Below are 13027 nucleotides of genomic sequence, written 5' to 3'. Positions count from 1 at the left end.
GAGTGACCCGCGCATGCGCTTCGACCACGTCGGCGTCGCCACGCGCGACGCCGCGGACCTCGCGGACCGGTTCTGCGGCCTGCTGGGCGCGACGATCCCTCACGAGGAGACGTTCGACGGGATGCGGATCGTCTTCCTCGAACTCGACGAAGGAAGGTACTTCGAGCTGCTCGAACCGGTCGCCGGTGGGACCATCGCCGACTACCTCGACCGCGAGGGGGCCGGGATCCACCACGTCGCGCTCGCGACCGACGACCTTCCCGCCGCGCTCGACCGCGCCCGCGACCGCGACGTCGACCTCGTCGACGAGGAGCCGCGTCCCGGCGCGTGGGGGCACGACGTCGCGTTCCTCCACCCCCGCTCGACCGGCGGCGTGCTCGTGGAGTTCGTCGAGCACTGAGAGCCGTGTTCCGCGACCTCTCGCACCCGATCGAGACGGGCATGCCCACCTATCCCGGCGACCCGGAGGCGACGCTGACTCCCGACGCGACCCACGAGGCGGACGGGTACGCGACGAGCGAGCTCCGGCTCGGTACCCACGCGGGAACGCACGTCGACGCGCCCAGACACACCCTCCCGGACGGGGACACGATCGACGACCGCCCGGTCGGGTCGTTCGCGTTCGACGCGCGGCTGGTCGACCTGCGACCGCTGGCGCCGCGAGAGCCGATCGCGGCGTCGAACCTGCCGGCCCCGGACGGGATCGACGACGCCCTCGACCTCCTCGTCGTCCGCACTGGGTGGGAGGCTCACTGGGGGACCGACCGGTACCGCGACCACCCGTACCTGACCGAGGAAGCGTCCGAACGCTGCCGCGCGGCCGGCGTCGGAGTCGGGCTCGATACCTTCGGGCCGGACCCGACGCCCTCCCCGTCGGAGCCGACGCCCCCTTCGACGGACTTCACGTCGGACGCCCCCTCCGCGCCGAACGCACCGTCCGCGGCCGACGACGAACCGACGGGCACGCCCGCTCACGACGCGCTGCTCGCGGCGGGGCTCCCGATCGTCGAGAACCTCCGGGGACTCGACGGGCTCCCGTCGCGGTTCCGGCTGTACGCCTTCCCGCTTCGGCTGCGCGGCGGCGACGGATCGCCGGTCCGGGCGGTCGCCGAATGGGAGGGATGAGCGGCGGGTCGGTCCGGTCGTCGTCGGTCGCGTCGCCCGGCGACGCCGGCCGCGAGTCAGACCAAACCCGTTTTAAGCGTCGGCGACGAACCGCGCACCAAGGTCGATATCCATGGAAATGCCACGCCGTTTCAACACGTACTGTCCCCACTGCGACTCTCACCAGGAACACGAGGTGGAGAAGGTCCGGACGGGCCGAGCCACGGGGATGAAACGCGACGCGCGCCAGCAGCGCCGCGCGACGTCTGTCATCGGCAACGCCGGCGGGTACTCGAAGGTGCCCGGCGGTGACAAGCCGACGAAGAAGACCCACCTGAAGTACCGCTGTGGCGACTGCGGCAAGGCCCACATGCGCGAGGGCTGGCGCGCCGGCCGGCTCACGTTCCAGGAGTGAGCATGGCGGGAAGCTTCCACCGCGTCGCCTGCGGCGACTGCGAGAACGAACAGGTCGTCTTCGGCAAGGCCTCCTCGAGGGTGTCGTGTGCGGTCTGTGGCACGACGCTCGCGACCCCCACCGGCGGCGAGGCCGAGCTCCACGGCGAGATAGTCGAAACCGTTGAGGCGCGGTAACCGCCTCGTCACCCCGCCATGAAGTACAGCGGCTGGCCCGAACCCGGCGAGCTGGTGGTCGGCGAGGTCGACGAGATCGCCGACTTCGGCGTCTTCGTCGACCTCAAGGAGTACGAGGACAAGCGCGGCCTCTGTCACGTCAGCGAGGTCGCCGCCGGCTGGATCAAGAACGTCCGCGACCACGTCCGCGAGGGACAGACGGTCGTCGCGAAGGTGCTCGAGGTCGACGAGTCCTCGAACCAGATCGACCTCTCGATCAAAGACGTCAACGAGCACCAGCGCAAGGAGACGATCCAGACGTGGAAGAACACGCAGAAGGCGGACAACTGGATGCTGATCGCGCTCGGCGAGGACGTCGACGACGACCGCTACACCGCGGTCGCGAACGCGCTCCTGGCCGAGTACGACACCCTCTACGACGCCTTCGAGTCGGCCGCGATACGCGGCGACGAGGCGCTCGAAGACGTCGACGTCGACGCGGAGACGGCCGAGGCGATCGTCTCGACCGCCCGCGAGAACGTCTCGGTCCCGTACGTCGACGTGACCGGCTACGTCGACTTAGCGTCCGCGGCCCCCGACGGCGTCGACGACGTGCGGGCGGCGCTCGAAGCGGCCGAGGGTAACGGTGAGGTCCCGGACGGCGTCGACCTCGAGGTCGGCTACGTCGGCTCGCCCGAGTACCGGATCAAGGTCCGTGCGCCCGACTACAAGACGGCCGAGGACCAGCTCGAAGCCGCGGCCGACCGCGCCCGCGAGGCCATCGAGGCCGCCGGCGGCACCGGCGCGTTCCACCGCGAGCGACGCGAAGCAGACGAGTAACGCGCCACCGTCACCGCCACCACGCTTTACGTTCCCCGTGAAATCCGACATCCGCGTCTGCGCGAACTGGGAGTCGACCCACGACCGGCCGGTGTACACCCTCGGCGACCGCTGCCCCGAGTGCGACGGCCCGACAGACAACAGCGCGCCCGCGCCCTTCAGTCCCGAGGACCCGTACGGCGAGTACCGACGACGCGCCCGCCGTCGGGATCAGTAAGGGCCGGTGACGGAGTCGCAGATCCGGACTCGACAGAGCGATAACGGACTCAACGGGCGTGACAGACGCGACGAGCGTGACGGGTTCGACGGACCCCCGTCGCCTCCCCGGATTCGGAATTCGGAATTCGGAATAGCCACCCTCTTGTGACCGCCGCCCGCAGGGACGCAGTATGGACGACATCGAGATCGACGCGGTGGCGACGCCGGAGCTGGACGACCCGGTGCTCATCGAGGGGTTGCCCGGCGTCGGCCACGTGGGGAAGCTCGCGGCCGAGTACCTGTTAGAGGAGTTCGACGGCGAGCTGGTCCGCCGCGTGTACGCGACCGAGTTCCCGCCGCAGGTGAACGTGGACGAGGACGGCGTCGCGGAGCTGACCTACGCGGCGTTCCACGCGGTCGAGACGGACGGCGCCGACCTGCTGGTGTTGACCGGCGACCACCAGGCGGGCTCGAACGCGGGACACTACCGGCTCACCTCGACGTTCCTCGACGTCGCCGAGGAGTTCGGCGCGGAGCGGGCGTTCGCGCTCGGCGGCGTGCCCACGGGCGAGCTCGTCGAGGAGTACACGGTCCTCGGCGCGGTCTCGGACGAGGACCTCGTCGACGCGCTCGAAGACGCGGACGTGGAGTTCCGCCCGGACGAGCCGGCCGGCGGGATCGTGGGCGTCTCCGGGCTCGTGCTCGGGCTCGGCGCCCGTCGCGGGTTCGACGCCGCCTGCCTGATGGGCGAGACGAGCGGCTACCTCGTCGACCCGAAGAGCGCGCGCGCGGTGCTCGAAGTGCTGACCGACGTCCTCGAGTTCGAACTCGACTACGAGAGCCTCGAGGAGCGCGCCGAGGAGATGGAGGAGGTCGTCGGTAAGATCCAGGAGATGCAGGACGGCCCGGCGGTGCCCGACGACGATCTGCGGTACATCGGGTGAGGCGACCGCGGGCCGCGCGTCGGTATCGATAAACCGGTTCGAGCCCATCGTTCTCGCATGACCGACGTACGCGTCGCCGGGGTCGGACTCACGCGCTTCGGGAGCCACCCGGACCGCGCGGGGCGTGACCTCTTCGCGACGGCCGCGCTGCGGGCGTTCGAGGACGCCGGCGTCGCCCGCGAGGACGTCGAAGCGCTGAACTACGGGAACTTCATGGGCGCGCTCGCGGAGCACCAGGGCCACCAGGCGCCGCTGATGGCGGAGGCCGCGGGCGTCCGGTGTCCGGCGACCCGCTACGAGTCGGCGTGTGCGTCCGCCGGGGTCGCGGTGCGCGAGGCGGTCCGGACCGTCCGAGCGGGCGACGCGGACGTCGTCCTCGCCGGCGGGATGGAACGGATGACGAACCTCCCGACCGACGAGGTCACCGAGGGGCTCGCCATCGCCGCCGACGACCTCTTCGAGGTCCGGGCGGGCGTCACGTTCCCCGGCGCGTACGCGCTGATGGCGCGGGCGTACTTCGAGGCGTACGGCGGGGGGGCGCGAGGACCTCGCGCACGTCGCCGCGAAGAACCACGCGAACGCGGTTCCGAACGAGTACGCCCAGTACCGCCGGGAGGTGTCCGTCGACGAGGCGCTCGACGCGCCGCCGGTCGCGGAGCCGCTGCACCTCTACGACGCCTGTCCGATCACGGACGGCGCGAGCGCCTGGTGTTGGTCTCCGAGGAGTACGCCACTGCACACGACCTCGACGCCCCGGTCGCGGTGACGGGCGTCGGCCAGAGGACCGACCGACTGGCGCTCGCCGACCGCGCGCACCTCGCGCGCACGCCCGCCGCGGACGACGCCGCGGACGCCGCCTACGCGGCCGCCGGGGTGGAGGCCGCCGACGTCGACGTGGCCGAGGTCCACGACTGTTTCACCATCGCGGAGGTGCTCGCGGTCGAGTCGCTGGGACTCGCCGACCGCGGCGAGGGGATTGCGGCCGCGCGCGACGGGCTCACGACCGCCGACGGCGACCTTCCCGTGAACCTCTCGGGCGGGCTGAAGGCGAAGGGCCACCCGGTCGGCGCGACCGGCGGCTCGCAGATCGCGGAGCTGACGCGGATCCTCCGCGGCGACCACCCGAACAGCGAGCACGTCGCCGACGCCGAGGTGGGCGTCGCGCACAACGCGGGCGGGACCGTCGCGAGCGCCGTCGTCCACGTGCTGGAGGTGGCCGAATGACCGACCGCAACGGGGAAGCGACGGAAAACGTGGATGCGACGGAGGACGACGCGGACGCCGAAGACGACCCCCGCACCGCCGGGTACGACGAGTGGCTCGACGCGATCGAGGCGGGCGACGGGTACGCGCTCGTCTGTCCGTCGGGACACGGGTCGCTGCCGCCGCGACGGGTCTGTCCGGAGTGCGGGTCGACGACGCTCGCCCGCGAACCGCTCTCCGACGCGGGGACCGTCGAGACGTTCACCGTCGTCCACGTGCCCTCTCCGCAGTTCGCGGACGACGCCCCCTACGTCACCGCCGTCGTCGACGCCGGCCCGACCCGGGTCACCGGCGTGGTTCGGAGTGACGACCGCGGGGGACGAAACGGGTGACGCCGGCGGCACAGACGACGACACGGGCAGTGAGGACGCCGCAGACGACGGCGACGCGGACGATCCGGACGTCGGCGAACTCCCGTCCGTCGCCGTCGGCGACGGGGTGACGATCGGGGTCGGCAGGCGGGAGACGGACGGCGAGCGACTCGTGGTCGTGCGCCCGGTGCGCGACTGATCGTCCGCCCAGTGTCGGGACGGTTGCGTCGTCAACGCCGGATGGGCGTCCGCATCCAAGGGGGGTATTTCGTGAAAGCCACAAGGGTTAAGTTCTCGACTGTCCTCTCGTCAGCCGATGACAGACATCACGGAGGCTTCGTCGGACACCCCGGCGGATCGAGTTCTTCCAGGGCACGATAGCTTCTAACGTCGAAATCGGTCCGGTACGGATCTTCGACACGACCCTGCGCGACGGAGAACAGTCACCACGGACTTCGTTTAGCTACGACGAGAAACGCCGCATAGCGGCGACGCTGGACGACATGGACACCCACGTCATCGAGGCGGGGTTCCCGGTGAACTCGGACGCGGAGTTCGAGGCCGTGAGCGATATCGCCGCCGCGACGGACACCACCGTCTGCGGGCTCGCCCGCGTCGTCGAGGGCGACATCGACGCCGCCATCGACTCGGGCGCGAGATGGTCCACGTGTTCGTCTCCACCAGCGACGTCCAGCTGGAGGACTCGATGCACGCGACCCGCGAGGAGGCGAAAGAGCGCGCCGTCGACGCCGTCGAGCAGGTGAAAGACGCCGGCGTCGAGTGCATGTTCTCGCCGATGGACGCCACCCGGACGGACCCGGCGTACCTGATCGACATCGTCGAGGCGGTGAGCGACGCGGGGACCGACTGGATCAACATCCCGGACACCTGCGGCGTCGGGATGCCGACGAGCTTCGGCGAGACCGTGAAGGCGGTCGTCGAGGCGACGGACGCGCGCGTCGACGTCCACACCCACGACGACTTCGGGATGGCCGCCGCGAACGCGATCATGGGCTTCGAGAACGGCGCGGAGCAGGCGCAGGTGTCGGTCAACGGGATCGGCGAGCGCGCCGGAAACGCCGCCTACGAAGAGGTCGTGATGGCCGTCGAGTCGGTGTACGGCGTCGACACGGGCATCGACACCACCCAGATCACGAAGCTGGCCCGGATCGTCGAGGAGGCCTCGGACATCCCGGTGCCCGCGAACAAGCCAATCACCGGCCGGAACGCGTTCGCTCACGAGTCGGGTATCCACGCCGCCGGCGTCATCGAGAACGCCGACACGTTCGAGACCGGCGTGATGACCCCGGAGATGGTCGGCGCCGAGCGCGAGTTCGTGCTGGGCAAACACACCGGCACCCACAGCGTGCGCAAGCACCTGGTCGAGGCCGGCTTCGATCCGACCGACAGCGAGGTCCGACGGATCACGAAGCGCGTCAAGGAGTACGGCGCCGGCAAGCGGCAGGTGACCGCCGGCGACGTCGAGCGCTTCGCCGAGGAGGCCGGCGTCGACCGCGAGGAGGAGGTCCGGATCTGATGGCCGCCTCCCCGACCGGGGAGCCCGCCGAGCGGCTGCCGCTCGGCGTCTCCCGACAGGAATTTATACCTCGACCGCGTTGCTCCGGTCGAGATGCGACGGCATCCCGTGGTTCGGACGGCGTTCGACGTCACCCGAGCCGTCGCGCCGCGTATTGTAGGGGTATAATCCCCTATACTACACCTTCCTCACCCACACGGCGCACCGACCAACGCCAGCGGACGGGCCGGTCCCGGTCCGCGCGGTCGGCGTTCGCACCGACCCAGTCTCACACCCGCGAGATGTACCACCGAACCCCACCACGACAATGAGCGACACAGCAGCACCGCCGCGAGAGGACGACCCCGAGGAACCGGACGCGTCGGCCGACGCAGACGCGACCGACGCAGACGCGGCCGACGCCGAAGCACCGACCGGCGAGTCGACGACCCCGGTCTCGACCGGCGCGGAGTCGGTCGTCGCCGCGCTGGAGGCCGCGGGCGCAGAGACCGCCTTCGGCGTGCAGGGCGGCGCGATCATGCCCGTCTACGACGCGCTGTACGACTCGTCGATCCGCCACGTGACGATGGCCCACGAGCAGGGGGCGGCCCACGCGGCCGACGCCTACGGCGTCGTCACCGGCGAGCCGGGCCTCTGTATGGCGACGTCCGGTCCCGGCGCGACGAACCTCGTCACCGGGATCGCCGACGCGACATGGACTCCGACGCGGTCCTCGCGCTGACCGGGCAGGTCCCGACGGAGTTCGTCGGCAACGACGCGTTCCAAGAGACCGACACGATCGGCGTGACGCGCCCGATCACGAAGCACAACTACTTCGCCGGCGCGGCCGACACCGTCGGCGACACCGTCGGCGAGGCGTTCGAGCTGTCGCGTTCGGGGCGGCCCGGGCCGACGCTCGTCGACCTCCCGAAGGACGTCACGCAGGACGACACCGCGGCGGCGCCCGGGCCGGCGTCGCCGCCGCCCGGGTCCGACCCGGACCCGAACGCCGATCCCGACGCGGTCGAGGAGGCGGCCCGCGCGGTCGAGGAGGCCGAGCGCCCGCTGTGTCTGTTCGGCGGCGGCGTGATCAAAGCCGAGGCGAGCGAGGCCGCACGCACCTTCGCGCGAACGTACGGGATCCCGGTGACGACTACGATGCCGGGCATCGGATCGTTCCCGGAGGACGACGACCTCTGTCTCTCGTGGGCCGGGATGCACGGCACCGGCTACGCCAACATGGCGATCACCCACACCGACTGCCTGATCGCGGTCGGCACCCGGTTCGACGACCGGCTGACCGGCGGGATCGACACGTTCGCGCCCGAGGCCGAAGTCATCCACATCGACATCGACCCGGCGGAGATATCGAAGAACGTCCACGCGGACTACCCGCTGATCGGCGACGCGGGGCGCGTCCTCGACCAGCTGACCGCGGCGGTCCGCGAGGCGCCGGACGCCGAGGCGTGGCGCGAGCAGTGTGCGGAGTGGAAGGAGACGTACCCGCTCACGTACGCGACGCCGGAGGACGAGCCGCTGAAGCCCCAGTTCGTCGTCGAGGCGTTCGACGAGGCGACCGACGACGACACGATCGTGACGACCGGCGTCGGCCAACACCAGATGTGGGCCTCGCAGTTCTGGACGTACACGGAGCCGCGGACGTGGGTCTCCTCGCACGGCCTCGGCACCATGGGCTACGGCGTGCCCGCCGCGGTGGGTGCCCGGGTCGCGGCCGACGCGATGGGCGAGCCCGACCGCGACGTCGTCTGTTTCGACGGCGACGGCTCCTTCCTGATGACGATGCAGGAGCTGTCGGTGGCGGTCCGGGAGAACCTCGACCTCACGATCGCCGTGCTCAACAACGAGTACATCGGCATGGTCCGCCAGTGGCAGGACGCCTTCTACGAGGGGCGTCACATGGCCTCGGAGTACAGCTGGATGCCCGAGTTCGACAAGCTCGCCGAGGCGTTCGGCGCGCTCGGGCTCCGCGTCGACGACTACGACGAGGTCGCGCCCGCAATCGAGGAGGCGCTCGGGTACGACGGCCCCGCGGTGATCGATTTCCACGTCGACCCCGCGGAGAACGTGCTGCCGATGGTGCCGAGCGGCGGCGCGAACGGCAAGTTCGCCACCGCGGAGGACCAGCTATGAGCGGGGACTCGCCCGTCACCGACTCCGCCGCCGACGCCGAGCCGCCGGCCGGCTCCCAGCCCGCGCCCGAGGAGCGGCCGCACCCGGAGGGCCGACGGAACCTGGAGGGGATCCGCATCGACCCCGTCGTCGAGGCGGAACACGAGTCGCGCCGGGCCGTCATCTCCGCGCTCGTCGAGGACGAACCGGGCGTGCTCGCGCGCGTCTCCGGGCTCGTCTCCAGGCGGCAGTTCAACATCGAGAGCCTCACCGTCGGGCCGACGACGGTCGAGGGCCACTCGCGGATCACGATGGTCGTCGAGGAGACCGACCCCGGCATCGACCAGATCGAAAAGCAGATGGCGAAGCTGAAACCCGTTATCTCCGTCGGCGAGGTCTCCGGTGACGCCGTCACCGCGGAGCTCGTCCTGCTGAAAGTCGAGGCGGACGACCCCGCCGCCGTCCACGCGGTCACGGAGATGTACGACGGGCGGACGCTCGACGCGGGTCCGCGGACGATAACGGTCCAGCTCACCGGCGACGAGGAGCGGATCGACGACGCGCTCGACGCGTTCAAGCAGTTCGGCATCATCGAGATCGCACGCACGGGACAGACCGCGCTCGCGCGCGGCGACACCCCGACCGCGCCCGGAGAGAAACCCGGAACGGCCGGCGAACCGACCAGACACGACGACTGACACACCGAGACCACCAATATATGACCGAAGAAACCATGCAGACGTTCGATTCGACCGTATACACCGACGACGACGCCGACGGCGAGGCGATCGCGCACAAGACCGTGGCCGTACTCGGATACGGCTCGCAGGGGCACGCACACGCGCAGAACCTCAACGACAGCGGCGTCGACGTGGTCGTCGGGCTCCGCGAGAACAGCTCCTCGCGTGCCGCCGCCGAGAGCGACGGGCTCCGGGTCGAGACGCCCGCCGAGGCGGTCGCGGAGGCGGACATCGTGAGCGTGCTGGTTCCGGACACCGTCCAGCCCGACGTGTACGAACACGCCATCGAACCGAACATGGAGGCGGGAGACACGCTGCAGTTCGCCCACGGGTTCAACATCCACTACAACCAGATCCAGCCGCCCGAGGACGTCGACGTGACGATGGTCGCGCCGAAGTCGCCGGGTCACCTCGTCCGCCGCAACTACGAGAACGACGAGGGGACGCCCGGCCTGCTGGCGGTGTACCAGGACGCGACCGGCGAGGCTCACGAGGAGGGGCTGGCGTACGCGGCCGCGATCGGCTGTACCCGCGCCGGCGTCGTCGAGACGTCGTTCCGCGAGGAGACCGAGACCGACCTGTTCGGCGAGCAGGCCGTCCTCTGTGGCGGCGTCACCTCGCTGGTGAAACAGGGCTACGAGACGCTCGTCGACGCCGGGTACTCCCCGGAGATGGCGTACTTCGAGTGTCTCAACGAGCTGAAGCTCATCGTCGACCTGATGTACGAGGGCGGACTCGGCGAGATGTGGGACTCCGTCTCCGACACGGCCGAGTACGGCGGGCTCACGAAGGGCGACGTCGTCGTGGACGAGCACGCCCGCGAGAACATGGAGGACGTCTTAGAGAAGGTCCAGGACGGGACCTTCGCCCGCGAGTGGATCGCGGAGAACCAGGCCGGCCGGCCCTCCTACACGCAGCTCCGCACGGCGGAGAAGAACCACGAGATCGAGGCCGTCGGCGAGGAGCTGCGCGGCCTGTTCGCGTGGCAGAACGACGAGGAGACCGAGGGCGAAGAAGAGACAACGGAGGAGGTGTCGATCTGATGGGCGTAGCTGCGGTCGCGTTCGACGCCGACGCGGCGGACGTGACGGGGCCGACCACGGGTGACCACCGATGAGCGACGGAACTCTGTACGACAAGGTGTGGGACCGACACAAGGTGACCGAACTGCCGACGGGCCAGGACCAGCTGTTCGTCGGCCTCCACCTCATCCACGAGGTGACGAGCCCGCAGGCGTTCGGAATGTTGAGAGAGCGCGACCGCGAGGTCGCGTTCCCCGAACGAACGCACGCGACGGTCGATCACATCGTCCCGACCGGGAACCGCGACCGACCGTACGCGGACGACGCCGCCGAGAACATGATGGCCGAGCTGGAGGAGAACGTTCGCGAGTCGGGGATCGAGTTTTCCGACCCCGACTCGGGAAACCAGGGGATCGTCCACGTCATCGGGCCGGAACAGGGGCTCACCCAGCCCGGGATGACGATCGTCTGTGGCGACTCGCACACCTCGACGCACGGCGCGTTCGGCGCGTTGGCCTTCGGGATCGGCACCTCGCAGATCCGCGACGTGCTGGCGACCGGCTGCGTCGCCATGGAGAAACAGAAGGTCCGGAAGATCGAGGTCACCGGCGAGCTCGGCGAGGGCGTCACCGCCAAGGACGTCATCCTCACCATCATCCGGCGGCTCGGCACCGACGGCGGCGTCGGCTACGTGTACGAGTACGCCGGCGAGGCGATCGAGGACCTCGGCATGGAGGGCCGGATGTCCATCTGTAACATGTCCATCGAGGGCGGCGCGCGCGCGGGGTACGTCAACCCGGACGAGACGACCTACGAGTGGCTGCGGGAGACGGACGCCTTCGCGGACGACCCCGAGAAGTTCGCGGAGCTCAAACCCTACTGGGAGTCGATCGCCTCGGACGACGACGCGGCGTACGACGACGTCGTCACGATCGACGGCTCGGCGATCGAGCCCGTCGTCACCTGGGGCACCACGCCGGGCCAGGGGATCGGCATCACCGAGGAGATCCCCCACCCCGACGACCTGCCCGAGGATAAACGCGACACCGCGCGCCGGGCCCAGGAGCACATGCGCGTCGAGCCCGGTGACACGATGGAGGGCTACGACATCGACGTGGCCTTCCTCGGATCGTGTACGAACGCTCGCCTGAAGGACCTGCGAGAGGCCGCGGCGTTCGTGAAGGGTCGCGAGGTCGACGAGGACGTCCGCGCGATGGTCGTCCCCGGGAGCCAGCGCGTCCAGGAGGCCGCGGAGGCCGAGGGCCTCGACGAGGTGTTCCGGGAGGCGGGGTTCGACTGGCGGGACCCCGGCTGTTCGATGTGTCTCGGGATGAACGACGACCAGCTCCAGGGCGACGAGGCGAGCGCCTCCTCTTCGAACCGGAACTTCGTCGGCCGGCAGGGGTCGAAAGACGGGCGGACCGTGCTGATGAGTCCGATCATGGTCGCCGCTGCGGCGGTGACCGGCGCGGTCACCGACGTTCGCGAGATGAAGGAGGTGACCGTCGCATGAGCGGATCCGACGCCGAGATCGACCACGACGGCTTCGCGGACGGCGAGGCGCCGGCGGAACGGGTGACCGAGGTCTCGGGAACCGGAATTCCGGTCCGCGGGAACGACATCGACACCGACCAGATCATCCCGGCGCGGTTCATGAAGGTCGTCACCTTCGACGGGCTCGGGCAGTTCGCCTTCTTCGACCAGCGGTTCGACGACGAGGACGAGGAGAAGGACCACCCGTTCAACGAGGAGCAGTACCGGGGCGCGAACGTCTTAGTCGTCAACGCCAACTTCGGGTGCGGCTCCTCGCGCGAGCACGCCCCCCAGGCGCTGATGCGGTGGGGGATCGACGCGATCGTCGGCGAGTCGTTCGCGGAGATCTTCGCCGGTAACTGTCTCGCGTTGGGGATCCCGACGGTCACCGCCGACGCCGACGCGATCGAGGCGTTACAGGACTTCGTCGAGGAGAACCCCGACGCCGAGATCGACCTCGACGTCGAGGGCGAGACGGTGACCTACGACGGCGAGACGATCGACGCCGACGTCAGCGAGGCCCAGCGAAAGGCGCTGGTCGAGGGCGTCTGGGACACGACGGCGCTGATGGGCGCGAACAGAGACGCCGTGAAGGCGACCGCGCGCTCGCTGCCGTACGTCCCCGACGAGCACATTCCGGCCGACGACGACGCAGCGGGCGCGGCGGGGGACGACTGAATGACCGAGGAGGTAGTCGTCATCGAGGGCGACGGCATCGGTCGAGAGGTGGTTCCCGCCGCCGTCGACGTCCTCCGGGCGTTCGATATCGCCTTCGAGTTCGTCGAAGCCGAGGCGGGAGACGCGGTGCAAGCGGCGACCGGCGACGCGCTGCCGGCGGCGACCTACGAGCGCGTCG

General features: G+C 70.1%; 12 protein-coding genes and 4 pseudogenes. All 16 read left to right on the top strand.

The genetic code is table 11. From position 1 onward, the window contains the following. Window positions 1-13 precede the first annotated feature (13 nt). Window positions 14-400, top strand: coding sequence for a methylmalonyl-CoA epimerase (gene mce / locus GJ633_RS01140; protein WP_156586459.1), 387 nt, complete (start codon window positions 14-16; stop codon window positions 398-400). Window positions 401-405: 5 nt separating this feature from the next. Next, on the top strand, window positions 406-1125 hold the full coding sequence (locus GJ633_RS01135; protein WP_321168847.1) for a cyclase family protein: 720 nt from the start codon (window positions 406-408) through the stop codon (window positions 1123-1125). 112 nt (window positions 1126-1237) lie between these two features. After that, window positions 1238-1519 carry a 50S ribosomal protein L44e gene (locus tag GJ633_RS01130; protein WP_156586457.1) on the top strand — a complete coding sequence of 94 codons (282 nt, stop codon included), beginning with the start codon at window positions 1238-1240 and terminating at the stop codon, window positions 1517-1519. Between the two features lie 2 nt (window positions 1520-1521). Continuing rightward, window positions 1522-1695, top strand: coding sequence for a 30S ribosomal protein S27e (locus GJ633_RS01125; RefSeq protein WP_156586455.1), 174 nt, complete (start codon window positions 1522-1524; stop codon window positions 1693-1695). An 18-nt stretch (window positions 1696-1713) separates the two neighbouring features. Next, window positions 1714-2514: a translation initiation factor IF-2 subunit alpha gene (locus GJ633_RS01120; RefSeq protein WP_156586452.1), complete on the top strand. Its 801-nt coding sequence runs from the start codon at window positions 1714-1716 to the stop codon at window positions 2512-2514. A 37-nt stretch (window positions 2515-2551) separates the two neighbouring features. Beyond that, on the top strand, window positions 2552-2731 hold the full coding sequence (locus GJ633_RS01115; protein ID WP_321168846.1) for an RNA-protein complex protein Nop10: 180 nt from the start codon (window positions 2552-2554) through the stop codon (window positions 2729-2731). Between the two features lie 172 nt (window positions 2732-2903). Continuing rightward, window positions 2904-3656 (top strand): proteasome assembly chaperone family protein, encoded by a 753-nt coding sequence (locus tag GJ633_RS01110; protein WP_156586449.1) that lies wholly within the window; start codon window positions 2904-2906, stop codon window positions 3654-3656. 57 nt (window positions 3657-3713) lie between these two features. Beyond that, window positions 3714-4880, top strand: a pseudogene (locus GJ633_RS01105) (thiolase domain-containing protein). Next, window positions 4877-5429 (top strand): annotated as a pseudogene (locus tag GJ633_RS01100) (Zn-ribbon domain-containing OB-fold protein). The pseudogenes GJ633_RS01105 and GJ633_RS01100 overlap by 4 nt, the downstream one beginning before the upstream one ends. Window positions 5430-5607: 178 nt before the next feature. Further along, window positions 5608-6767, top strand: a pseudogene (locus GJ633_RS01090) (LeuA family protein). A gap of 307 nt (window positions 6768-7074) precedes the next feature. Next, window positions 7075-8897, top strand: a pseudogene (gene ilvB / locus GJ633_RS01085) (biosynthetic-type acetolactate synthase large subunit). Further along, the gene (ilvN, locus tag GJ633_RS01080) at window positions 8894-9574 is read left to right on the top strand and encodes an acetolactate synthase small subunit (RefSeq protein ID WP_156586442.1); all 681 of its coding nucleotides are present in this window, start codon (window positions 8894-8896) and stop codon (window positions 9572-9574) included. The pseudogene ilvB and the gene ilvN overlap by 4 nt, the downstream one beginning before the upstream one ends. Window positions 9575-9594: 20 nt before the next feature. After that, window positions 9595-10659, top strand: a complete 1065-nt coding sequence (ilvC, locus tag GJ633_RS01075; RefSeq protein WP_156586440.1) for a ketol-acid reductoisomerase — start codon at window positions 9595-9597, stop codon at window positions 10657-10659. Window positions 10660-10729: 70 nt separating this feature from the next. Next, entirely contained in the window at window positions 10730-12151 is a 1422-nt protein-coding gene (leuC, locus tag GJ633_RS01070; RefSeq protein WP_156586438.1) for a 3-isopropylmalate dehydratase large subunit, read from the top strand. After that, window positions 12148-12849, top strand: a complete 702-nt coding sequence (leuD, locus tag GJ633_RS01065; RefSeq protein ID WP_156586437.1) for a 3-isopropylmalate dehydratase small subunit — start codon at window positions 12148-12150, stop codon at window positions 12847-12849. Before leuC ends, leuD begins: the two co-directional genes overlap by 4 nt. Further along, window positions 12850-13027, top strand: a 178-nt coding sequence (locus tag GJ633_RS01060; protein ID WP_255470486.1) for an isocitrate/isopropylmalate family dehydrogenase, incomplete at its 3' end; no start/stop codon positions are given. It abuts the gene before it with no gap.

Source organism: Halorubrum sp. CBA1125, assembly GCF_009742825.1.
In the GTDB taxonomy this organism is placed as follows: domain Archaea; phylum Halobacteriota; class Halobacteria; order Halobacteriales; family Haloferacaceae; genus Halorubrum.
Note: the sequence above shows the minus strand (reverse complement) of the source record. Positions and strands in the feature narration are given on the sequence as shown.

Coding starts and splice junctions, on each gene's coding strand:
- mce (WP_156586459.1), top strand. CDS start 14: ATGCGCTTCGACCACGTCGGCGTCGCCACGCGCGACGCCGCGGACCTC.
- GJ633_RS01130 (WP_156586457.1), top strand. CDS start 1,238: ATGGAAATGCCACGCCGTTTCAACACGTACTGTCCCCACTGCGACTCT.
- GJ633_RS01125 (WP_156586455.1), top strand. CDS start 1,522: ATGGCGGGAAGCTTCCACCGCGTCGCCTGCGGCGACTGCGAGAACGAA.
- GJ633_RS01120 (WP_156586452.1), top strand. CDS start 1,714: ATGAAGTACAGCGGCTGGCCCGAACCCGGCGAGCTGGTGGTCGGCGAG.
- GJ633_RS01110 (WP_156586449.1), top strand. CDS start 2,904: ATGGACGACATCGAGATCGACGCGGTGGCGACGCCGGAGCTGGACGAC.
- ilvN (WP_156586442.1), top strand. CDS start 8,894: ATGAGCGGGGACTCGCCCGTCACCGACTCCGCCGCCGACGCCGAGCCG.
- ilvC (WP_156586440.1), top strand. CDS start 9,595: ATGACCGAAGAAACCATGCAGACGTTCGATTCGACCGTATACACCGAC.
- leuC (WP_156586438.1), top strand. CDS start 10,730: ATGAGCGACGGAACTCTGTACGACAAGGTGTGGGACCGACACAAGGTG.
- leuD (WP_156586437.1), top strand. CDS start 12,148: ATGAGCGGATCCGACGCCGAGATCGACCACGACGGCTTCGCGGACGGC.